Genomic DNA, 22,564 nt, shown 5'->3' with positions numbered 1-22,564 from the left:
CGTGGTCTGGCTGACGCCAACCGCCAGATACACGCTTGGGTAATGAACGAGGCCGGCAACCGCATTCACGGGACCACCCGCGAGATGCCGCTCAAACGCTTCGCGGAAGTCGAACGTAGCCTGCTAAGCAGCTTGCCAGACGTCCCACCAGAGCTTGCGGTGTGGGCTAAGGGGAAGGTGCATCGCGACGCTCACGTCCAGTTCGAGCAGAGTTTTTACTCGGTCCCGTATCGACTGGTCGGCCAGGAGTTGTGGCTCAAGGCGACCGACACCATGGTGACGCTGTATCGCGGGCAGGAATCGGTTGCCGCCCACGTGCGTCTTACCCGTCCAGGCGGCCGCCGCACCGTAGACGATCATCTGCCATCCGCTGCTCAAGCGTGGCAACTGCAGGACACCCAATGGTGTCTGGCAACTGCTGAGCAGATCGGGCCTGCCTGCTACGCCCTGGTTCATGCGCTCTTCGGCGACAAAGTCTTAATCAAGATGCGCTCGGTGCAAGGCGTGTTGCGGCTCAAACAGAAATACGGCGCGATTCGACTCGAAGCCGCTTGCTCGCGCGCCAACCACTACGGCACGCCGCATTACACGGCAGTTAAAACCATCCTGCAAAAGGGATTGGATCAGCTGACGATGTTAAACGCCTTTGATGCGCTGGCGAGCACCTACACCGAAGGGGGCCGTTTCTGCCGCAATACACAAACCATTCTCCAATAAGGCCGGCCATGCATCCCATTCCTGAACTGACTCCACTGCTTAAACAACTGCGCTTGTCTGGCATCCTCGATTCGCTGGAAGCGCGAAACCGCGAGGCCATTGATCGCAAGCTCGCCTTCACCGAATTCCTTTCGCTACTCATCCATGATGAAGTAGCCCGGCGCGATAACAAGAAACTCAGCTTGCGCATGCGACGCGCCAACTTCCGTAGCCAGAAGACACTTGAAGGATTCGACTTTGATCGGCTGCCAGGTTTGAATCGAGCCGCCATCCACGATCTGGCCACGTGCCGATTCATCGACGAGAAAGTAGCCGTTCTGATCGCCGGCCCGTGTGGGACTGGCAAGAGTCATCTCGCACAAGCGCTGGGACATGCAGCTGCGCGGCAAGGACACGATGTCTTGTTCTCTACGCAAAGCCAATTGCTAGCAAGTCTACGCAGCGCGGCGGCCGTGGGCACCTACGACCGCCGTTTCCAGTATCTCGCCAAGCTTCCACTTCTGATCATTGACGACTTCGGACTTAAGCCACTGCGTTCGCCGGACGATGAAGATTTCCACGATCTGATCGCCGAGCGTTACGAGCGCGCGGCCACGATCTTGACTTCAAATTTGGACTTCCCCGAATGGGGCGAAGCATTCCCCGGTAACAAGATGATCGGCGCCGCTACCCTTGATCGCTTGCGTCACGGCGCACACAAAATCGTCCTCGACGGTGAGAGCTATCGCGGACTAAAACCGGGCGTCGAGTCACCTAGAACCGAGCTTGCAAAAGGAGGCAAAATCAAGCAACCTTGATCCCCGTTCGAACCCTCCAATTCCTCGTTTCCGGTGGCGTCAATACGGCGAAAATGCCCGGCGCGATTACGCCGAAAGGTGACACCGCGTCGGAACCTGAGAGAACCGAATTGTGGAGCAGCCAAGGAGGGCTCCCTTTGGACCAAGTCCGGTCGGCACGAGACCTTCGCGACAGACGGTGGCCTGCAATGGGCCGCCGTCGGCTGGCATGGTTTCGTGAATGGTTGTTGCTCCTTGACGTTGGCCGTTAGTTGGATAAGGGCGGGAAAGACAGGAAAGGGTCCGAACTGAGACGAACAAAGTCATTTTGACCGGCTGCTCTAAGTCGACGACAGTTAAGGGGTGGAATGATAGACGAAAGCTTTGTCAGATAAGGTCTGTGTTCGCTGCTATAGCAAATCTCGAGTAGACGAAAATCCTCCAAAGCATCAGCGAACTATTACTGAGACTGGCGTTGCTTAGGCTTAGTCGAAGACAATCGGCCAGAAGGGGTCGCCTGGTAATTCTGCCCAAATCATTGACAATAGGCTCCCGGCACCAGCCACGACAGACTGGCATTCGGTGCATGTGCCATACGCTAAAGGCGCAAGCCTTCCCGAGATGCCGCATGCCACATGTAAAGATCTTCTCCTCCTGTCACAAACGTCTTATTATCGTTGGGATTTTTGATGCTAATAGGTCCACTCACCATCCGTCGGTAGTGGGGCGGCAATACGCAAAGACTGTCGGGGGAAACATCCGTGCGCACGTCGATTCGACCACACTCACGATCGCTCGCAGCGGTCGGTTTTGTCTTGATCTCTGGTGCTTATGCCAATATGGCGAGAGCTGATGTCGACTGTAATCTGCTTGCGCCGCCCGGCGCCGCAGTGAGCGAAAAGGGGAAAGTAGAAGCAAAGACAGCAGCTGATGCCATTCTGAAGGCGGTCAAGTTTGGAGGGGATGTAACAGTTTCTGGTGAAAAGAGTCTTTCAATGGCTCAGCAGAACGCACCGACCGACGATCCGCAGGCGCTCAAGGCCCGAACCCTTTATCTGTTCTGCGGAATGGTCGCCAACGCGAAAGATATCAACACGGGTAAGAAGTTCGACATGTTGATGCAGTTGCAGGGCGTGAAGCTTTCGCCGGAACCTAACGGTGGCAATCAACCGCCCCCTCCGGAATCTGATGTTCCCAGTGCGCTAGGGTTACCAAAGCTTGGCTCTTCTAGAGAGTCAGTGGAGAGTTTCGCTAAATCCCGTAATGGCAGCTGGCACAACGCGCAAGGTGGTGACTACGCGGTCATCGACGGCGATTTAGCGGATACTCCCGCCAAGATTAACTTGTGGGTGGATAGTAACGGACATTTGTATAAAGTTGAATGGACAATCTCTTCAAGCCGATACACAACTGCCCGTAACGATCATGTTTTTGGAAGATCTGGTGAAGGACCAGTTGAGCCCGATGCACTTTGCGATGCTGCTGCTGACCGGACAGCAAATTACTTCGTTAGGGCCGTAGGATTGACATCTAGCCCGGTTACAACCAAGTCACGTAACGCAGCAGATCCATGGAACTATATCCAGGGCGGTAAAGCCCCTGCTTGCGGGGATAGCGACCTCAGGTGCACCGCGACCGCCGACATCACCGATCAATTAGCGATTCTTACCAGGGATAAGCAATCCGCAATGGTCCAAACTAGAAGCATTCATGCTAGGTCTAGCAGCGAGTTGGGTATTTCTATCTATGTCAAGACGACATCGACCTGCAGCATCTCTGCCGAAGTGACGCGGAGGCTGTAACAGTATAAGAGCCCTTCAAATGTGCAGGGCTTGATTAAGCTAGTTCAGTCCATCACGCTCAGTTGGTGATTTCCCGATCCGTAGCCGAGATGGCGGAGTTCCTTGGTAATCCCCCCACCCAGTAACCGGGATCAGAAGCAGAATTTCCAGCAAAGGAAGCTCTACGCAAAGAAGAAGCCGAACTTTATTGATAGCCAGATCACGGAAGCGCTCGGCGGGGAGTGTCCTGAACGTCCGTTTTGAAGAATCTCGACCGGCTGATTCGGGTCTGCGGCCGATTGCTAGCGAGTGAGGTGCGAGCCGTCGACGTCTAGTAACTGCACCACTACTACGGCGATGCGATCGATCAAGCGGACTTGACGTTCCTTCGAGCTTTTCCCGAAGACCGGTCCTGTCCCGACGAGCGGTGAGAGCTATGAGATTACATTTAGCTTTCGAATTGGTTGACAACGGCCCCGTCTGGCGGGTTCGCATTAAAGGAACTGGCTCACGCTCACTCTGGCTGTTTGGAGCCGGTGGAGGGCCGATTTACCCCGTTGACGGGCGGTCAAACCGGCTTTCCGCCGCCCGCGCCGGTCCGTCGGACCGGAAATTGTCATGTTTTTGCGACATTTTTCTGCCGGGCAGTTTGTTTTTTGGATAGCTCGACCGGCTGCGCGGATGAAATTTCGTGCTAGGATTCACTCAAAATGACGTTTTCGGCGCAATTTTCTGGCTAAAAATCCGTATTTTGGCTGCCAAAAGATGCGCCTGTACAACTCGAGATCGGGTGGAGGTATTACGGTAACGGATGCCTCAAACCATGATTTCCGCGGCTGTTTTTGGCGCGCCTTTGTGCGGCAAACCAGCCAGTGATTTTCTTTGCTTCGGGCAGGGCCTGTTCCGGACGTTATGCCGCCCGTACGCTGACTATTTCGAGCGACCTCGCACCGCGCTGTTCCGCTGTCTGTTCCTTCTGATTTTTCCACGCCATCGAGCCTGAATCCGGGTAGTTATTCCGGTGCTTCTGCTCACACTGAATTTACTAAGGATACCTATGAAAACCGATGCCTTGGCACGTCCCTTATTCCCACTCGGAGCCAGACAGGAAAAGCTATGGCAAAGCACCTGCGCCGTCACCTTCCCGGTCATGGACGGGCACTAGGGTGGCAGGATTCATCGTGCAAAAATTATTGTCGACGCGAACGGAACTGTATTGCTCGCAGGGCGAAATTTCGGGCGGCTGTGCCACCCATGCAGCAGCGGCAGCGCTGACCATCCTCGGCATCATCGGCACGCCGAGCAGGATATCCAGCCCGCGATGCGAGCCGAATGCAAGACGGTTCTGGCGAAAGGTGAAAGACGTGTATGCGGACGGGATCGGCCTTGAGGAGCTTGGGCAACGGCTTCGCGAACTGGATTTCGGCCTGACCATCTCCCACGTGGACGGCCCTCATTACAGGGTGCTCGACTTCACCCAGACGGCCTTGCGGAAAGGGCAACCAGTCATCTTAAGTTTCGCACCTCTCAATGCGCCACGACAGCACCATGCCGTGATCGCGACAGCAACGCAGGGGCGCGTGGTGGCACGCCGCTATGTACCCTCGGCGATCCTCATCACTGACTCGTCTGAATCGTCCCCTGGCCTCCTGCCCCATAACGCCCGCCTAGAGTTTTCTCCGGGTGCCAAGCGTGAGCGCAGCGGCCTGTATGTCACAGCATGGGAAAGCTATCGGGTCACGCTGTCCGCCGCTATGTCCTTGCGGCTTAACGGATCAAAACGGCCTGACCGGAAGCCACCGTGACCGTGCAACGGCAAGCCTGATGCGGCACCTACTCGCCACGCGGTAGCGCCGTAATGGGTTGCTGCTGTAACACGCGGTCGATGAACGGGTGCGGATCAGCCTCAAGGGCGTCAAGGAATATCAGACGCTACCGCAGGCGGGACCGCTCGATCTTCGGAGGGTTTGCGGCGTTGGCCCGCCGGGTCTCCCCAGAGTCCAGCGTCATCGTGAGTGGCGCAAACAGTTCCGAGAGCGAGACCCCCATCGCCGCGCACAGTGCCGCCAAGGTTAAGACAGTCGGATTCGTTACGCCCGATTCAATTGAACTGATCGCGGCGCGACCGACGGACGCCTCGTGAGCCAAATCCTCCTGACTTTTACCTGCGTTCCGTCTTACCTCTTTTAGTCGTCGTCCGACGGCGGCGGTGATTGGATTGCGCCTCGCGGGCCGCTTCGGGGTCGATTTCATAAATCTCAGGATGCCTTCCCAAAGCCCCAAACGCCATCGCCTGAACCATACATAGTTTGCTGTATTTATCGTACAATTTCGACGATTATCTGGCCCTGAAAGCCTTCGAACGGGAAACAAGATGTCAGCAAATACCACATGAGAATCAAACAAGACCGACGCTCGGGTGCTGGAAATATGCCGATATCGGAGGACGTGGCGCGCGTGGGAGCGCATTACGACGAACGGCTCGGCGAAACGATGCGCGTGACCGTGGTCGTTGCGGATCAAGCGACCTGCGCGCGCACCCACTAGTCCCTTAAGCGGCACATGTTGCACAGATACGGTCCGTATACCCCTAGCAATAATTTATAACCCGGAGAATCATCATGAAACCCTCACTTGTATTTCCGCTTGTGCTCTTGTTTGGAGTGCCTGCCGCGGATGCGCAAACGAACCCGATTTTCGGCGCTCTTCAGTCGGTTCAAAGTGTGATTAACCAAACCAAGAAGTTGTTGCCGCAGACGCCTGAAAGCAACGCCGCGAGTGACGCGCAGCAGTCGATGAGTACTCGGGAGCAGCAAGCGCAAAACAACAGCGCAGCAATATCGGCAGCGGATCAAGCGCAGTATCAAGCACAGACCCAACGTCGGCAGGCAGCGGCGAAGCAAGCGTCCGACCAAGCGGATGCAGAAGCGCAAGCGGTCGAGAACGCTAACATCCGACGGGACGCGCAACGTCAACAGCAAGCCGCGGCGCAAGCCCAGTCAATGCCGTCTCCCTGTCCGAGCGTGAGTCCCAAGCTCACTGCCGGTGCCTTCATAGTGGCTTGCAAAAATGCAGGGGCAACCGAACAGCAACTGCTTGCCCGTCTCGGCGCTCTTCCGATGATGCAGCAAGCGCTCTTTACGGACATCATTCAAGATATCTTCGATAACAACGTAACAGACCAGAAGAAGGGTGACGCCATCGCCAAGTACGACGCCACTTGCACAGCAAGAAATAATTGCCAGCGGATAGCTTGGTGACAAGTCGGGGCACGTGTTTTCCTCCTGGCTCGTTGTCCGTAGGCCGCCGTCATTCTTCGGACCGTGACTGCGAATCCATAGGCATGCGAATGGTTTCGCATGCCTATGCACAAGAAGGCGTGCTTGACCGTAGCGGTCGTCGAGCAAACTAGATGTCCGTTAGGCGCGAACAGCCAGGACGCATCAAAGGTGCTGCCATGCTGGACGCGACCGGGTGTGTGACCTCCCCAGCTCTCCCATAGAGCTGCCCTAGTCCTCTTCGTAACTCTCTCGTTGAGACGGGTTCAATAACCTCGCGATCGTGTCCTCGTAGCGTTTTTTGGATGCGAGCCACACAGGATCGCCGGGTTTTTCAAGTAATGTTTTCTTGGCGCGATTCAGAGAAACCTTAGCTTTATGCATCTCCCGGTTTTTGTCGTAGTAACGCCGATCTTTCATGCGTTGCCGTTCCTGAGTGATTGGCGCATCAAAAATTTCGATCTTGCATGGTTTCCAGTCGGCCACTATGGATTGCGGGGGCACGATTTTGAGAATGCCACCCAACTGCTCGTTGACCGCCTCAGCCACTTTCCTGTCCGAAACAATGAACAAGCACGGAGCGCTGGAAGAAGCATCACGAACATTGATGCGCCAGAGGAACTGAATGCAATTGTCGACAGTGCGGTCAATTTCGCAGTTGTAGTCGGGATAGATTACCTCGAATAGAGCGGTCTCGGTCGGTGTGAGCGCGAGAGAGGCTAGAAACGCGGCTGATCTGAGGCGGGAGTATCTGTTGATCCCGTTCAGTGTGAGCTTGGGCGGAAAAATGCCACGCGGGTGGTTCCTGCCCCTGTTGATAATGTTCTTAATGTTGTACGCCTCTACCACGCTCCGTTTGCGCTGCACGAGGTCGCTGGCGTTGAAGGCGTAAAGCAGGGGCTTTGGTTCGGCCCCGCCGCGCCGATACCACTCTTCTGAAAGGCGCAGAGCCTGTACGGCCATGTGACCCGCAACGCCAAGTTTGTTGGGACGCAGCGCATCCAGCACACTTGAGAGCTCGAGTTCCGCAAGGGTCTGCTTGGCATCAGGATCAGGCGGGGGGTTGATAATGCGATAGGGTGTTAGCTTGACGTTGGGAGTGAGAGCGCCTTCGTCGCGAAGCCTGCGGTAAATTTTGTTCCATTGCTTGTGGGCGTGCGAAATGGTTTCCACGGATGTGGATGCGGGGATAACGGCTCCATAGGCGATGGCCGTCTTGGACAATGTGCGGTCTTCGTGGATGTATGTAATCGTCGCTTGCCGCACCCGCTTCTGTGCTTCCTGCTTGCGATTTCTTTCCACGACGGTGTCGGTCACATCAATGAGCTTGACGCGGTACCAGTCACTGCCGAGGGCGGTCGTTTCTGTCTCTGCTTCGAGGCGCTTCAATGCCCGTCCCATCTGTGAGCGTTCGAAGAAAGCTGACAAGCAGAGGACCTTCCCCCAGCCGTAAAAGACGTTGGACGGGCACAGCATGAGATTGATCCACAGGTTGCCCAATTCGTCAGTTGTGCCCATGTCGGTCCACACATCGATGAGGTCGTTTTGGATGCTAGCAATGAACTGCAGCACGTTTTCCCGTCTATGTTGACCGTTCCTGTTGAGGGTTGAGAGCGGCAAATGCTTGTTGATCAGTTCACCGCACTTCGGGTCATCTATAGATGTATGAAAGCGGCGCCAGTTGAGAAATTCGCCTCCGGGATGGGGCTTCACGTCGCATCGAGAGCGAAGGTACTCCTGCAGTTCTCGGGGGATCATGATGGTCTCGTTCTCGATGAGGCACGACCGGGCTTCATCGAAGATCAGGGAGCAGCGGGCTTTCCAGTCGACGGGTGGAATGTTCACGATGGTTTCGTGGGTCGTTAGGATGACGTGGCCGCCGGGCAACGCACCGGGTCCACTCAGCAATTTCTCCAACTGGTCTCGGGTGCGAATGTCAGCAGGATTCTCCGGGATGCAGTCGATCAAAGATTTTATGTACGCCTGAGCCGGACCTTTCGCGGGCGCATTTTCCTTGAGCTTCGCGTTCTTCTTGTTCACTACGATATGAATCTTTTTTAGCAAATCCCCGATGCCGTGTTTGAGATCGTTGAACATGTCCTCAAGCTGCTGGTAAAGCAGGAGCAGCGTTGGGGCCGCGTAGATGAGAATGGTGTCGTGAGGCTTTTCGGACGAGAGCACATCTTTCATGCGTTGGCGGGCGTAATATGTTTTCCCGGTGCCCGGATAGGCGTTGCACGTATGAACTACAGTCAGATTGTCCAGAGGCGGCGCAGTCACAAAGGGGTTGTAGGTGTTCCTTGATTTAGCGGTGACAGGCATATCGATACCGATATCGGCGGTCACCCGGCGCCGGTTGCGGATAAACTCCCTTTCGATTTTTGCTTCCTCGGTTTTGTAGTCCATGCTGGCGTTCCTTGGCGGTCAGATTAATGGGATCGAATGCAGCGTGCTTACGATTCAAAAATTAGTGAAACGAGATCCGAGTTTTCGATAGCCGGAGCTGAAACAGGAGCGACCCGTTTACGCGCGCCAGCACTACGATGGGATTCTCGAAGGGGATGTGTGTGGGAGCGGAGCGACCCCACTCGAGAATTAAGGTGCAAGGACATTCAGATGCGCTCGCCGCACGAACGCTCAAGAGTTAATTTATGTACGATGCAGCGCCGCTGCTCCGCACATGGGGAAACTCATTTCGTTCGTCTGCGATAGATGTTTCCCCCCCCATAGAAACTCTTCTCTTTAATGGGGGGGGAAACACCAACACGATCCAATGCAGTGCTGGCGCATTGAAACCGTGGGCTCGTGTTTCAGCAGGACGCAGAGGAAACGGTTGAGCGGCTTCGCGATGTTGACGGGACGCTTGGATAGTTCGGCCGCCATCTGCGATTTACGGCGATCGATCCGGAATGAGAGTCGGTCGAGCTTTGTCGCTGAACGGTCAATCTGTTCGCGTGTCTCGCGGACTTCTCGAGATAGCCTGTTGCGGGATGTGGTCAGCATGAGTTTGTTCCGAGCGTCATCGCTGGGCCGACGAATGGCGGCACAGACTGGGAGGCTTGCAGTGGAAAAATGGGCGGGAAGAACTCTCTGCTAGAACGAGTTCGTCCCGCGCCAGGCTTCGCGAGATTTCGCGGCGTTTCTCGTTGCAGGCGTTGCACGAGTTGCGGAAGCATCAGCCCCCTACGACTCGTGCAACGGATGCAACGCCTGCGACTAAAACCGCTGGCCGCCGGGTCGCTTCACTGTGTGGCTCGGGACTTCTACGTCGGGCTCTTCCTCAAATTCGAGTCCGAGAAAATCGAACCATTCGTCGCGCCAGCCTTCGGGCGGGTCTAGATTCGCGTCGACATCTGGCGGTAACGGCAACGATTTAAGGCGTCGCATGACTGTCGCCTTGTTGATATCCATCAGTTCGGCAATGAAGCTGAGCGATTCCTTTTCCCGCTTCAGATACCACATAGCCCGATCTTGAGCCGTCGCAGCGATGAATACCGCATAGCGTCGCATCAGGCGGCCATTCTGCTGGAACACTTCGCACATCGTTCGGCCGATGCCATCAGAATGCTGGCTTTCCAATGACATGGCCGTCATTGAGAATGCAATCGATGCTCCCGGGCCTGGCTCGCATTTCTCGACCACGATAAGTTCGCTACAATATTCACGAATCCAAATAGCGTCGTCGCCCCGGCAATGCAGAAAAAGAAGGACAAGCCCGTTCTTTTCCTTGGCCCCGGCATCGAGCCGCGCGAGTGCATCAATAATGTCCTCGCGCGCCGTACCGTCGATGGACTGCTCCGCTGTGACGTATCCATTGTCAGCGAGATGTTCGAGAGCCACATGGATGCCTTCGTTCGAGAGAGCGGTGAGGCGCCGGCAGCCCGCGAGCCGGACAATGGTCAAGTGCTCACCGTTCATCTGTACAGACCCGTCCGAGTGCGTAAACGCTTCGGCAAGCTCCGCATCTCTCTGTCCTTCGCCGTATAGCGCGTTTAGCGTCGCGGCTCGGCGCATCGGCAAGTCGGCAACCTTCCCGCCGTCGATCGCTATTCGCTGAATTGCGGACCGAACGTGGAGCATCTGGGGCGACTCGCGAACCAAAAACACCATTACGCACGGTCCAACCTTGATGATGGCCTCGCGGACAACTTCCCGGATGCTGTTATTGTTATTTCGACGGGACGTCAGTGCCATTGCGGCGGTGCGGCTATCATTGGCGCTCATGATTGCACCTCCAAGGACGCGAGGTATTTTTCCACTGTGGAAAGCCGCCACCCACGAATTCGCTCTGATAAACGCAATGGCTCCGGAAATTTCTTCGCTTTTATTAATTTAAATAACGTAGTTCGGCCGACCCCGACCATCTGAAGCACTTGGGGCCGAAGAAGAACAGGGTCGAATGTAGGTGCAGAAGCATCCGCAATGCCGAGTGGCGCGGAGTTAGGGTTAAGTGTGCGACCGAAGACCATTTATTCCGTCCGTAGCCAAATGACTGCCGCGCCGATGCGGCGGCAGGTATTTATGGCAAAAGGTTTGGCGCGGATTGGTGGCGGAAGGACGTCAACGACTTGCTGGAGCGCATTTAGTGCGCGCAAGTACTCTTCGTCCAGAGGACGAAGGGACGGCCGTTAAGCCGGGCGGCATGTTGTAAATTAACCTTGTTCGCGCAACTAAGACATACGCAAGTTGCGCGTCGCGACCGCGTCGGACGCTTGTCAGCGTCAATGAGAGACGCCAACGTGTGATGGGGGCCAAAGCTAGTCAACCCCGGACAGTCTTTTTACCCAAACTGAGGCGCTCTGTCAATTCGACTGTCGCGGAATTGCCTCGTCACGCTTTAAAGTAATGCGTTTGCGTAGGTTGCCCAGTCTTGCATCAGCGCACGTCGTTTTTCAAAAAGATCTCCGCGTGCGTACGCCGCTTCCGCCTTGTCCTTGATCCCGTGGGCCAGAGCAGCCTCGCAGACCTCGCGCGGATAGTTCGTGGTTTCGCCTGCCCAGTCGCGGAACGTCGAGCGAAAGCCATGCACGGTTATGTCGTCGCGCTTCATGCGCTCCAGCAGTTGCAGCATCGCCATGTTGGATAGCGGTTTTTTGTCACGCGCACCCGGGAAAACGTAGTCTCCCCGCTTCACGTCTTCCTGTGCCTTGGCAAGCGCGACGGCTCGGGCGGACAACGGCACTCTGTGTTCTTTTCCCATCTTCATGCGCTCGGCAGGGACGGTCCACACGCCTTCGTTGAGATCGACCTCCTGCCACGTCGCACCGATCACTTCATTGGTTCGGGTTCCGGTCAGGATAAGAAATTCAAGCGCACGAGCGGCGATGCCTTCCTGCGATTGCAACGTTTTCATGAATTTGGGTAGATCGGCGTACGGTAAGGCCGGATGGTGCTTTACTTTTTGAACACGCGAGCGCTTCGGCAGCAGCGTGTCCAGATGGCCCTTCAGTCGCGCGGGGTTTTCACCGGAGCGATAACCGCGAACCGTGGCCCAGTCGAGCACCGACTCGATGCGGCCGCGAAGGCGCGATGCCGTCTCGGTCTTTGTCGTCCAGATCGGTTCAAGTACCTTCATGACCAGCGTGGTGTCGATAGCTGAGACGGCTTTTGAGCCAAAGACAGGGTCGGCATAGGTCGTTAGCGTGTTCGTCCACTGATCCGCGTGCTTCGCGTTTTTCCATCCCGCCCGGTGTGCTTCGATGTACTTCTCTGAGCATTGCTTGAATGTCATACCGGCGGCCTCGTCCAAACGCTGGGCAGCCCGCTCGGCGTCGCGTGCATCAATTGGGTCGGTGCCGTCTATTAACAGGCGGCGACAATTCAGGGCACGTGCACGGGCGTCGGCCAGACCGATTGTATGCGTGGGGCCAAGACCCATGCCGCGAGCCTTGCCCGCACGCATGTAACGGAACAACCACGATTTGACTCCGGCGGAAGTGATTTGCAGATACAGACCACCACCGTCGGCGTACAACCCCGGCTTGGTAGTTTTGGTGACCGTCAGTGGACTCAGTCTGTTAGCGGCTCTCGGCATGACTATCAAATCAACTATCAATTTAAAGTCTGATTATACCGAAGTTCATTTGCGTTCAAGTGACTTCAAACACGCGCACGCTGCCGTTGAACTCAATAGGGTAAAGGGTTCTAGGGAAACTAATTGAATCTTAATGAACCCAGGCGCATTCAGTATTGACGGACACCCTTTCCGCCAGAATTCAAAAACCCCCGCTGATCGGAAGATCAGCGGGGGTTTTGTCGTTTTGGCGCAGGCTAGAAGGTCTCGCGAGGTGTGCGACTTAGGCGCCACGCCAATGCGCAGCGCCCCACGCGTTCTCATCTCAGCACTTCGGCAGCAAACGCTCTATATCAAAGGTCGACTTGCCGTCAGGATTTCTGCCGGCTGAACTTCGCGCCAGATTATTCGATGCCCGGCAGGCCCCGTTGTCCGGCTTCTCAATGCTCTGTGTCTGCCGGCTCGACCAGTCATCGATTCCGGATGCGGGCTTCGGATCGGACGCCGGCTGTGACGTCCCGACAATAGAGGGCGGCCGATACACATGCACAGGCGCCACGGACAGCGAGACCGGTTTGTCGGCGGCCGGGACGGCCGAGTCCGCCGCGTGCGTTTCTGCCATGAAGCAAAGCGATCCAGAGGCCACGGCTGTCGCCAGCAAGCTCCCGCGGACGTTGAGAGAGAGGCGGGTACTTCCGTTGCGAGAGCCCGATGGCGGGTGCGACGTGAACGTCCAGGCAAAGGCGAAGCGTTCCGTGAAATGAAATTGCGATTTCACTTATTGATCCTTTCGCAATTCGCCATTATATCAATGTGCGATTCAAATCGTTAATTCGTTGAATTTTATTAAAATTAACCATGCCGGCATGCCATTAATCGTTGTTGAAAATAAATAACAAAGCTATGGAAGCATTGTTACTTTTGGGCCGTTTTGAAGAAAAATCTTATAAATAATAACGCCAAAAAGGTAATTAGAATCGCTCCGATTGGAGTTGCGCATCCTTGCAATTTAATCTTTCGCTTCGTTGCCAGATTCAGATCAATGAAAGAATTTGTGAAATCATATTCACGATGAATGTGCACGACTGTGGCAATTAACGTTGCTTTTCGATTTAATGTTACGTACCAATCCCCATGTCCAACTTAAAGAAATTTTTTGCCGCACTGGTCATTGCGCTGACCAGCATTTCGTGTTCTCAAGCAAGCGAGTTCGCAGGCCCCTACGCTGGCGTCAAAGTTGGCGAGAACTGGTCTGACGCGTCCGGTGCCGTCAATGTCAAGTCCCACGCAACGGCTTTCCCCGGCCTGACTGCGGGCTACGGGTTCGATGTAAAGCAGTTCATGATCGGCGCAGAAGTGTTCGCCGACTTCCACCACGGTTCGACCACCTACAAGGACGGTGGCGTGGCCCTCAAGGTCGGCATGCCATTCAACATGATCATGCCCTACGCGCGTTTAGGCATGACGGGAACCTGGCCTGACGCACGGCTTCATGGCGGTATGGGCGTTGAATATAAATTCCTGAAGCAATTCAGCGTTGCAGCCGAATGGACCGCTGATTCAAGCAGCCATGAAGGAACCAAACGCCGTAATGACAGCATGACAGTTGGTGTTCACTATTACTTCTGATTTATAAATTCGGAGTTAATTTTAAAAATCCCCGGAAGATTATTTATCTTCCGGGGATTTTATTTGGCTGATGCCAATCACATTCAAGTCGTGCAACGCGCTATATCGAAGCGCATTTCGGGTTCGGACAATCCGCCGTAATCTTCCGAAGACTTTTGCACCTTCACCGTTGACCCATATTGCGACGGTGTGAGCGTAACCAGCCACGCGTTCGGCCCAACCAGCAATTCCGAGGCGCTGCCCAGCTTCGACGTGGACACCGAAGGCAGTTTGTCCTCAAGGCAATTCAGCACGTCACGGGGTTGGCGGTGCGACGACACGTAGATCACAGGACTCGAAGCGCGAAGTTCAGGGACACTCGCTGAACTGCATGCGGCAAGGGCAAGTACGGACCCGGCCAAGGACACAAGCAAGGAGGTGAACGGGACAACTCGGCGAGAAAGCATAAGCAATGGGCGTCAGTGGAAGTCAGCAGAAACCAGGCAACGAAAGGACAGAAACAGGCCGCAAATCAGGGGCCAAAACGCCCCGCGCGTGCAAACTGAATCAAGATCGATCAAGCCTAAAGCATGACGTCGCATGGCCGCAAGGCAATCGAACCAGCCATCGAAAAAAGACCGAAAAAAGAGGAGAAAAGCGCGCGATGCTATCATCGCCGGCATCCTGAATTAATGCGCCAGCGAACTATCCACATCGCGCGCCGACACACCTACGCTCCATGGCCATCACACTCAAGTCGCCTGCCGACATCGAAAAACTGCGTATTTCCGGGCGTTTGGCCGCAGAAGTGCTCGAGATGATCGGCGAGCATGTGCAGCCCGGCATCACCACGGAAGAGCTGGACACGATCTGCAACCGCTTCATTGTCGAAGAGCTGAAGGCGATTCCGGCGAACGTGGGCTACATGGGTTTCACCAAGACCATTTGCACGTCGGTGAATCACGTGGTCTGTCATGGCATTCCGAGCCCTCGGGCGCTGAAGGACGGTGACATCGTCAACATTGACGTCGCGGTCATCAAGGACGGTTATTTCGGCGATACCAGCCGCATGTACTACGCCGGCACACCGAGCCGCGAGGCCCGGCGGCTGTGCGACACGACGTATGAAGCCATGGTCGCCGGCATTCGCGCGGTGCGTCCGGGCGCGACGCTGGGTGATGTCGGTTATGCGATCCAGAACGTGGCGAATCGTGAAGGCTATTCGATCGTGCGCGAGTATTGCGGCCATGGCATTGGGCGGGTGTATCACGAGGATCCGCAAGTGCTGCATTACGGGCAACCGGGAGCCGGATTGCGTTTGAAGCCCGGGTTGGTTTTCACGATCGAACCCATGGTCAATGCGGGTCGCGCTGCAACGCAGCAATCGCGTGATGGCTGGACCGTGACGACGAAGGACCGGTCACTGTCCGCACAGTGGGAACATATGGTCGTGGTGACCGACAACGGCTTTGAATTACTCACGCCCTGGCCGGACGGCACGGGCGAATACGAGGCACCATAAAGCTGCATGGAAAGGTGCTGAAGCACCATGAGACCCAAGCGAGGTGGTGGGCTGGGAGACCCACGGGAAGGGCACTTCGCGCATCGACTGAAATAATGATTTGACTCGTTCGCCTGTTCGGTTGAAGCTATTAAACAGACCAAGCCGGCTTAAGAAAGCTTAAGAAGCTTGTGAAAGCTTGAGAGAAAAACACCCGCATGAGTCCTTCACTAACTGTTCGCAGGATCACCGCGCATCAAGGTGCAGTCCTGCGCGAGCTTCGCACGGCCTCATTGCGCGAGGCGCCTTATGCGTTCGGTGAGACGCTGGAGGAGGCCTTGTCTGCCGATGTCTCGAGCTTCGACGAAACGGCCGACCGCCACGCGAATTCTGCGACCACCGCATCGTTTATCCTCTACACCGAAGGTCATCCGGCGGGCTTGGTTGGTGCGTTTATCGATGAAGCGCCGGCAACGCGCGCATTCGTCTATGCGTTGTGGGTCGCGCCGGCAGTGCGGCATCTGCGCGGCGGCGAGCTGCTCGTGAATGCCGCCACGCAATGGCTCGCGGAGCGGCGTGTGCACGACGTCTTCGCCTGGGTCACCGACGAAAACCGCAACGCCATGCGTTTCTACGAACGTCTGGGTTTCGGCCCGACCGGCGAACGCCGCCGGATCCCGGCACATCCCGAAGAATATGAAACGCTGCTCGTGCGCCGCGTGATTGATCACGTGACCTGAGCGTATGACCTGAGCATCCGATCCGCCAGCTTTCGTCGCGGCTGGATTGGCCACGGCTCGCGTGGCTTGTCCGTCCCGGCTCATCTTGCCGTTCCCTGTCTCGCCTATCTCGTGTCACATCATGCTGCCCGCGTTCGGGCGGCAATCTGAAATATTCCGTTTGCTTGCCTCACGCCTGTAAAATACGCAAAATTTTTGGCTTTACCTATGTCGCTCAAAAAAACGCCCTTTTTCGAATTGCGCAGCGGCTCTGTCGACACGCTTCTGTTTGTCGTCAAGACTACCGACCTCGACGCGCTGCGCACGGAACTCACGCGGCGCTTCGAAGCGACTCCCGAGTTTTTCGCGAACGATACCGTCGCCATCGACGTGCGCCGTATGGCTGCCGACGAGCGTATATCGATTAGCGAACTCGCGGCGTTGCTCGACAGCGTACGCATGCGCCCGATCGGTGTAGTCGCGTCGGCGGACCAGGCATGGGCGTCCGAAAGCGGGGCGCTGCCCTTGCTCGAGGCGCGCGACCGGCGCGGTGCGCCAAAGCCGTCGGTGGATGCGGGCGTCGAGAACACCGAGGCGGCTGCCGTGATCGAAGCGGCCGTGGCGCAAACGCCTGCGCCCAGCGCGCCGGTGCCGAAGACGACCATCATCGACCGGCCGTTGCGTTCCGGCCAGCAGGTCTATGCGAAGGGCGATCTCGTCGTGCTGGGGCTCGTGAGCTACGGCGCGGAAGTGATCGCGGAAGGCAACATTCATATCTATGCGCCGTTGCGCGGCCGGGCGCTCGCGGGCGTGCACGGCAACCTTGACGCGCGCATTTTCTGCACGTGTCTGGAGCCGGAACTGATCTCTATTGCCGGCATCTACAGGACGATGGAAACACCGCTCGCCCCCGATGTCCTGGGCAAGTCGGTGCAGATCTGGCTCGACGAAGAAAAACTGATGATCGAACCGCTGCGGCTGACCTGAGAGGCCTGAGACGAATCAGCCAGGCGCGCCTGATGGGGACGGCGCGCTCTCGGACAGGACGCAAGCGGATTTAATTGACGAACACAAGGTACAGGAATGGCAAAAATCATTGTGGTGACTTCGGGCAAGGGCGGCGTCGGCAAGACGACCACCAGCGCGAGCTTCGCATCGGCCCTCGCGTTGCGCGGGCATAAAACGGCTGTTATCGACTTCGATGTCGGCCTGCGCAATCTCGATCTCATCATGGGCTGCGAACGCCGCGTGGTGTACGACCTCATCAACGTGATCCAGGGTGAAGCGAACCTCAACCAGGCGCTGATCAAGGACAAGAAGTGCGAGAACCTGTTCATCCTGCCGGCCTCGCAGACACGCGATAAAGACGCGCTGACGCAAGACGGCGTTGAAAAGATCATCAACGACCTGATCGCGATGGACTTCGAATACATCGTCTGCGACTCGCCGGCGGGGATTGAATCGGGCGCGTTGCTGGCCATGCATTTCGCCGACGAAGCGCTGATCGTGACGAACCCGGAAGTGTCGTCCGTGCGCGATTCGGACCGCATTCTCGGCATTCTTTCGTCGAAGACGAAGCGGGCTATAGAAGGCAAAGAGCCTATCAAGGAACATCTGCTGATCACGCGCTACAACCCGAAGCGCGTGAGCGAAGGCGAGATGCTGTCGCTGACCGACATCCAGGAGATCCTGCGGATCGAACTGATTGGCGTGATCCCTGAATCGGAAGCCGTGCTGCATGCGTCCAATCAGGGTCTGCCGGCCGTGCACCTCGATGGCACTGATGTGGCTGAAGCCTACAAGGACATCGTTTCGCGCTTTCTCGGCGAAGAAAAGTCCCTGCGCTTCACCGACTATCAGAAGCCGGGTCTGTTGCAACGCATCTTCGGCAACAAGTAAGGGGACGCAATGTCGATTCTTTCGTTTTTGCTGGGCGAGAAAAAGAAGTCCGCTTCGGTCGCGAAGGAACGCTTGCAGTTGATCATCGCGCACGAGCGAGCGGGCGGACATGCGCCCGCCGATTATCTGCCGGCGTTGCAACGAGAACTCGTTGCCGTGATTTCCAAGTATGTGAAGATTTCAAGCGACGATATCCGGGTTAGCCTCGAACGTCAGGACGATCTCGAAGTACTCGAAGTGAAGATCGAAATTCCATCGGTTTGACGGTGGATGACGGTTTGAACCAGCGCTGAGGTATTGCCTTGGTGCGCAGCATCCAAAAGCCGGAATCATTCGATTCCGGCTTTTTCACTAGTGCGCTTGCACCCTTAAGTCGCATACACGACTTACATCAATATTCCGTTGCAGATTAGCCATCGCCGTTACACGGGCGCTGTCGGCTAATCCGTGTCCTCGCGCATTGATTGGGTATCGCCGATACGAGGCGACCAACTCAAGAGGCCGATCATGAAAATACGTTTGTTCATTGCCCAGGCGGCTATTGTTGTGGCCGGCATCGCGGCTGTCGCAGGAGGTGCGTCGGCTGAAGTCATCATCGTGGCGCCGAATGCGCCGCCGCCCGTGCGCGTGGAATCCGTTCCGCCGGCTCGTGTCGGTTATGTGTGGGATCGCGGTCACTGGCGCTGGGAGCACGGTCAATACATGTGGAATCCGGGGCACTGGGAAGTCGAACGCGTGGGGTATCACTGGGTACCGGGGCACTGGATCGCGCGCGAAGGTGCGTGGCGCTGGATGCCGGGACACTGGGCCTGACGCCTGACCCGCCCGCACTTCCGTACTCGATAGTTGCGGCACCCCGTTAGCTTCACGGGCGGCCGCTTAAGCGCCGCCCGAAACCGATGAACCCGTTACCGGAGTTCCACATGAAAACCAAACTGTTGATTATCGGCTTGCTCGCAAGCTTGCTGGGTGGATGTATCGTCGTGCCGGCGCATCCGTATGCTTATCATCCGGTGCCGCGCGTCTACGTTTATTAAGGCTGGCCGGCGCTTTATTTGGCAACAGGCTCTTTGTCCTCGACAGGCGTCTCCGGCACTTCCGGCGATGCCCGGGGCACAGGCAAGGGCAGTGGCGTCATATAGCGCTCAGCCAACGCTTCGTAAAGCGGCGGCGAGAAGAAGCGCGACACCCGGCTCGCAATCAGGGCCGTTGCCATGAGCGAAATCACGAGCGCATGGCCGTTGATCATTTCCATCACGATCACGAACGACATGATCGGCGACTGCGTGACAGCCGCCAGATAACCGACCATGCCGAGTGCAATCAGCATCGACAACTGCATGTGGCTGAAGACCATGTGCAGCACGTTGCCGAATCCGGCGCCGATCGATAACGACGGCGCGAAGATCCCGCCCGGGATGCCGGGCAGATACGAGCCGATCATCGAAACCATCTTGAGCAGTGGATAGAACAGCGAGAGCTGCTCATGGCCTTCGAGCAGGCCGCGCGCTTCTGCATAACCGCTGCCGAAGGTCGTGCCGCCCGACACGAGCCCGACCACGGCGATGATCAATCCGCAGAGCGTGGCGAATGCAACGGGGCGAGTCGCGTGCATCTCGCGCAAACGTGCCGGAATCCATTTGGATGTATTGAGCAGCAACCAGCAGAACACGCCCCCAGCGATACCCGTCACGATGGCCGTGAGCAGCACCGCGACCGCCAGCAGGTCAGGGAAATGCGCACTGATCTCGATGGTGCCGAAATAGGTGTAGTTGCCGTTAAGCCCAAGCGCGACGATACCCGCGAGGATGATGGCCGTGATCAGCACGCCGCTCGTGCGCGCTTCGAAGCTGCGCGTCAGCTCTTCGATCGCGAACACGATACCGGCCAGCGGTGTGTTGAACGCCGCCGATAACCCCGCCGCGGCACCCGCCAGCACAAGCTGCCGTTCAATGCGGGCGTTCGAGCGCGGGAACAGCCGCCGCAGGTTGTACATCAGTGCCGCGCCGACCTGCACGGTCGGACCTTCGCGGCCAATCGTGAAACCGCCGAGGATCGCGATGAACGAGATCGCCATCTTGGCGATGAGGATGGCGGGCGACAGCAGCCGCGTCCCCAGTCCCGGCGGACTGTGCAATACGGCGATGACTTGTGGAATGCCGCTGCCTTCCGAGCCGCGAAAGAACTTTCGCGTGAGCCAGACGGATAGCGCGGCCACCGCCGGTGTCAGGATCAGCGGCAGCCAGACATGCTCGTGCTGAACCGCGCGAAACGCGTGATAGCCCCAGTCGATTACCTTTGCGTACAGCACCGCAACCAACCCGACCGCGATTGCGCCAACCCAGAAGATGCCGTAGCGGTACCAGAGGCTGCGCGCACGTCGAAAAGTAAATCGGGGGAGAGAGCGTAACGCGCGAATCATGTGCAGTGAGCCATGCGACCGGCTGTCGGCAAAGCGGTGATTATACCGATCTGTCTCAATAATCGAGCCGATTGGTGCCTGGTAATGCACTTTGAAAAAGAAAACGGGGCGCAGCTATGAGCTGGCGCCCCGAAAACACTCTCGTCGGGGTGGCGAGAGCGGAGAGAAGGACGTAATTGACAAGTAATGTCTTATTCAGGTTTTTGAATGATGCGCAAACGTTTCAACAAAGGCCCAGGGGAATTGAAAGTTTTATCAATTACTGTATTAGTCGGGACGTGAAGCGCTTACTGAAGATCAGGTTGTCATTACTTCGAAAGCAACCACGGCGGCAATGGCGCCGACGTTTGCAAGCAGCGCCTGCAGCACGATTCCGCGCCAGCTGGTGGTCCGAAAACGCACGGCCAGCATGAGTGCGGTGAAAAGCGCGATGGCGATTATCGCAACAACATCAGCACTTTGGAGATGAATGCGCATGACGCCGGCCTCACGAATGTTCAGTCTGTGTTGAATGTTTGTTGAGTATAGACAGCACGTGCCGGTACGCAAGTTGCACAAAAATACGCGAAGGCCCGGTCGTTGCATTTATCTAATGATCCGATGGGAATTTTCCGGGCGCTGTCCGTACTAACCCGAATTGGTGTTTTCCCGTGCAGGGCAAGCTTTATCCACGGAGCCGCAGTTATGAATTCCCCGAATCGCCGTTCTCTGGAAGTGGATTTTTTCCGGGGAGTCGTGCTGCTGGTGATTGCCGTTGATCATATTTCGGGAAGCGTCTTGTCCAGATTTACACTCCACAGTTACGCGTTCTGCGATTCCGCAGAGGTTTTCGTGTTCCTGGGTGGGTATGCATCGGCCGCCGCTTATACAACGCTCGCAGCGAACCGCAGTCCCTCGGCCGCGCGCCGGCGCTTCCTGAAGCGCAGCTGGGAGATTTATCGCGCGTATCTCTTCACCGCGGTAATGATGCTGCTGGGCGGGGCGCTACTGATGTGGCTGCGAATCGACACCCCGATGATGCAGATCACCGAATGGCCGTCATTCCTGGCCCGGCCGCTGGGGCTGACGTTTGATGTCGCGACGTTGCGGCATCAGCCGTATTTGTCGGCGGTGTTGCCCATGTACGCCATGTACGCGCTCGCCGTGCCGTTCGTGGTGCCGTTGGCCGAACGTAAGCCGGTTGTCGTGTTGTTCGGCAGTCTGGGCGTATGGCTTTTCGCGTCGTCGCTCGCGCAGTGGCTGCCGTCGGCTTACGCCGAAGGATGGTCGTTCAACCCGTTCGCCTGGCAATTGATGTTTGTGCTCGGCATCCTGGCGCGCGTGCAGCCCATCCCCGCCGAATTCCACGATTCGAAAACAGCGCGCTGGATGACGCGTGCGGCGATTGTCGTGTTCCTGACCTTCGCGTTCGCGAAGCTGTTCCTGGAGACGCAGGCGCCGCCCGGATATATGAAGCAGAACCTGGCCAGCCTGCGCATTGTGAGTTTTGTGGTGATCGCGTGGCTGTTTGCTCACGCGGTGCATGCCGGATGGATCAAGGGGCTGGCGAAGAGCTTGCCGAGCGTGGTGAACATCGGCAAGCAGGGGCTGGTGTGTTTCATTGCGGGCGCGTGCATGTCGCTGGTCATCGATACCGCCTTGCGGCTCATATCGGTCGGGCAATACCAGTGGATGGCGGGGCTGACCGGCGATGCCGTCGCGATCGGCAGCCTGATCGGGCTTGCGGCGTTCTGGCGCGATCGCAAGGAAGCGCAGCGGGCGCGGCTGCCGAAACGCCAGGCAGTGCCGGCGCATGCAACCAACCGGCGTGACAGATGAGAGCGCGAGTGTGAACAACGCATGAACAACGC

Annotated in this window: 23 protein-coding genes; 14 read left to right on the top strand and 9 right to left on the bottom strand. The window is 56.9% G+C overall.

All coding sequences use genetic code 11. The annotated features are described in order from the left end of the window. The 4 genes from ABH944_RS14810 to ABH944_RS14795 all read left to right on the top strand — a co-directional run. The coding region (locus ABH944_RS14810) for a Mu transposase domain-containing protein (RefSeq protein ID WP_404607331.1) at nucleotides 1-717 on the top strand (717 nt) is incomplete at its 5' end. A gap of 8 nt (nucleotides 718-725) precedes the next feature. Beyond that, nucleotides 726-1,514 carry an IS21-like element helper ATPase IstB gene (istB, locus tag ABH944_RS14805; protein ID WP_404607329.1) on the top strand — a complete coding sequence of 263 codons (789 nt, stop codon included), beginning with the start codon at nucleotides 726-728 and terminating at the stop codon, nucleotides 1,512-1,514. Between the two features lie 740 nt (nucleotides 1,515-2,254). Continuing rightward, a complete protein-coding gene (locus ABH944_RS14800; protein ID WP_404607327.1) occupies nucleotides 2,255-3,295 on the top strand; it encodes a hypothetical protein in 1,041 nt (346 codons plus the stop codon). Between the two features lie 1,160 nt (nucleotides 3,296-4,455). Next, nucleotides 4,456-5,079 (top strand): hypothetical protein, encoded by a 624-nt coding sequence (locus ABH944_RS14795; protein ID WP_404607325.1) that lies wholly within the window; start codon nucleotides 4,456-4,458, stop codon nucleotides 5,077-5,079. 127 nt (nucleotides 5,080-5,206) lie between these two features. On the opposite strand, the gene ABH944_RS14790 is transcribed toward ABH944_RS14795, so the two are convergent. Further along, nucleotides 5,207-5,527, bottom strand: a complete 321-nt coding sequence (locus tag ABH944_RS14790) for a helix-turn-helix transcriptional regulator (protein ID WP_404607323.1) — start codon at nucleotides 5,525-5,527, stop codon at nucleotides 5,207-5,209. A 138-nt stretch (nucleotides 5,528-5,665) separates the two neighbouring features. Here ABH944_RS14790 and ABH944_RS14785 point away from each other — a divergent pair, with 138 nt between their 5' ends. Continuing rightward, nucleotides 5,666-5,821: a hypothetical protein gene (locus ABH944_RS14785; RefSeq protein ID WP_404607321.1), complete on the top strand. Its 156-nt coding sequence runs from the start codon at nucleotides 5,666-5,668 to the stop codon at nucleotides 5,819-5,821. A 74-nt stretch (nucleotides 5,822-5,895) separates the two neighbouring features. Continuing rightward, on the top strand, nucleotides 5,896-6,534 hold the full coding sequence (locus ABH944_RS14780; RefSeq protein WP_404607319.1) for a hypothetical protein: 639 nt from the start codon (nucleotides 5,896-5,898) through the stop codon (nucleotides 6,532-6,534). Nucleotides 6,535-6,783: 249 nt separating this feature from the next. On the opposite strand, the gene ABH944_RS14775 is transcribed toward ABH944_RS14780, so the two are convergent. The 5 genes from ABH944_RS14775 to ABH944_RS14755 all read right to left on the bottom strand — a co-directional run bounded on the left by ABH944_RS14775 (nucleotide 6,784) and on the right by ABH944_RS14755 (nucleotide 13,187). Continuing rightward, nucleotides 6,784-8,958, bottom strand: coding sequence for a hypothetical protein (locus ABH944_RS14775; RefSeq protein WP_404607317.1), 2,175 nt, complete (start codon nucleotides 8,956-8,958; stop codon nucleotides 6,784-6,786). Nucleotides 8,959-9,768: 810 nt separating this feature from the next. Beyond that, nucleotides 9,769-10,776 carry a hypothetical protein gene (locus ABH944_RS14770; protein WP_404607315.1) on the bottom strand — a complete coding sequence of 336 codons (1,008 nt, stop codon included), beginning with the start codon at nucleotides 10,774-10,776 and terminating at the stop codon, nucleotides 9,769-9,771. Beyond that, complete coding sequence (locus ABH944_RS14765) at nucleotides 10,773-11,021, bottom strand: helix-turn-helix transcriptional regulator (RefSeq protein WP_404607313.1); 249 nt, start codon at nucleotides 11,019-11,021, stop codon at nucleotides 10,773-10,775. The genes ABH944_RS14770 and ABH944_RS14765 overlap by 4 nt, the downstream gene beginning before the upstream one ends. Nucleotides 11,022-11,389: 368 nt before the next feature. Beyond that, nucleotides 11,390-12,586 carry a tyrosine-type recombinase/integrase gene (locus ABH944_RS14760; protein WP_404607355.1) on the bottom strand — a complete coding sequence of 399 codons (1,197 nt, stop codon included), beginning with the start codon at nucleotides 12,584-12,586 and terminating at the stop codon, nucleotides 11,390-11,392. Between the two features lie 304 nt (nucleotides 12,587-12,890). Then, complete coding sequence (locus tag ABH944_RS14755; protein ID WP_404607311.1) at nucleotides 12,891-13,187, bottom strand: hypothetical protein; 297 nt, start codon at nucleotides 13,185-13,187, stop codon at nucleotides 12,891-12,893. A 512-nt stretch (nucleotides 13,188-13,699) separates the two neighbouring features. On the opposite strand from ABH944_RS14755, the gene ABH944_RS14750 reads away from it, so the two are divergent. Next, nucleotides 13,700-14,194, top strand: coding sequence for an outer membrane beta-barrel protein (locus ABH944_RS14750; protein WP_404607309.1), 495 nt, complete (start codon nucleotides 13,700-13,702; stop codon nucleotides 14,192-14,194). An 83-nt stretch (nucleotides 14,195-14,277) separates the two neighbouring features. On the opposite strand, the gene ABH944_RS14745 is transcribed toward ABH944_RS14750, so the two are convergent. Then, nucleotides 14,278-14,514 carry a hypothetical protein gene (locus tag ABH944_RS14745; protein WP_404607307.1) on the bottom strand — a complete coding sequence of 79 codons (237 nt, stop codon included), beginning with the start codon at nucleotides 14,512-14,514 and terminating at the stop codon, nucleotides 14,278-14,280. A gap of 398 nt (nucleotides 14,515-14,912) precedes the next feature. On the opposite strand from ABH944_RS14745, the gene map reads away from it, so the two are divergent. The 6 genes from map (at nucleotide 14,913) to ABH944_RS14715 (ending at nucleotide 19,105) form a co-directional block, all read left to right on the top strand. Further along, on the top strand, nucleotides 14,913-15,695 hold the full coding sequence (gene map / locus ABH944_RS14740) for a type I methionyl aminopeptidase (protein ID WP_404607305.1): 783 nt from the start codon (nucleotides 14,913-14,915) through the stop codon (nucleotides 15,693-15,695). Nucleotides 15,696-15,892: 197 nt separating this feature from the next. Then, nucleotides 15,893-16,414 (top strand): GNAT family N-acetyltransferase, encoded by a 522-nt coding sequence (locus tag ABH944_RS14735; protein WP_404607303.1) that lies wholly within the window; start codon nucleotides 15,893-15,895, stop codon nucleotides 16,412-16,414. 207 nt (nucleotides 16,415-16,621) lie between these two features. Beyond that, nucleotides 16,622-17,380 (top strand): septum site-determining protein MinC, encoded by a 759-nt coding sequence (minC, locus tag ABH944_RS14730; protein WP_404607301.1) that lies wholly within the window; start codon nucleotides 16,622-16,624, stop codon nucleotides 17,378-17,380. Nucleotides 17,381-17,476: 96 nt separating this feature from the next. Then, nucleotides 17,477-18,292 (top strand): septum site-determining protein MinD, encoded by an 816-nt coding sequence (gene minD, locus ABH944_RS14725; RefSeq protein ID WP_031359135.1) that lies wholly within the window; start codon nucleotides 17,477-17,479, stop codon nucleotides 18,290-18,292. Nucleotides 18,293-18,301: 9 nt separating this feature from the next. Beyond that, complete coding sequence (gene minE, locus ABH944_RS14720; protein WP_031359136.1) at nucleotides 18,302-18,556, top strand: cell division topological specificity factor MinE; 255 nt, start codon at nucleotides 18,302-18,304, stop codon at nucleotides 18,554-18,556. 243 nt (nucleotides 18,557-18,799) lie between these two features. Continuing rightward, on the top strand, nucleotides 18,800-19,105 hold the full coding sequence (locus tag ABH944_RS14715) for a YXWGXW repeat-containing protein (protein WP_404607298.1): 306 nt from the start codon (nucleotides 18,800-18,802) through the stop codon (nucleotides 19,103-19,105). Between the two features lie 238 nt (nucleotides 19,106-19,343). On the opposite strand, the gene ABH944_RS14710 is transcribed toward ABH944_RS14715, so the two are convergent. Both ABH944_RS14710 and ABH944_RS14705 read right to left on the bottom strand, forming a co-directional pair. Next, a complete protein-coding gene (locus ABH944_RS14710) occupies nucleotides 19,344-20,714 on the bottom strand; it encodes a chloride channel protein (RefSeq protein ID WP_404607296.1) in 1,371 nt (456 codons plus the stop codon). Nucleotides 20,715-21,011: 297 nt separating this feature from the next. Further along, on the bottom strand, nucleotides 21,012-21,299 hold the full coding sequence (locus ABH944_RS14705) for a hypothetical protein (protein WP_404607294.1): 288 nt from the start codon (nucleotides 21,297-21,299) through the stop codon (nucleotides 21,012-21,014). 99 nt (nucleotides 21,300-21,398) lie between these two features. Here ABH944_RS14705 and ABH944_RS14700 point away from each other — a divergent pair, with 99 nt between their 5' ends. Continuing rightward, entirely contained in the window at nucleotides 21,399-22,532 is a 1,134-nt protein-coding gene (locus ABH944_RS14700; protein ID WP_404607292.1) for an OpgC domain-containing protein, read from the top strand. Nucleotides 22,533-22,564 lie beyond the last annotated feature (32 nt).

The organism is Caballeronia udeis (genome assembly GCF_044909315.1).
In the GTDB taxonomy this organism is placed as follows: Bacteria; Pseudomonadota; Gammaproteobacteria; order Burkholderiales; family Burkholderiaceae; genus Caballeronia; species Caballeronia udeis_A.
This window is presented reverse-complemented; position numbering and strand designations above follow the sequence as displayed.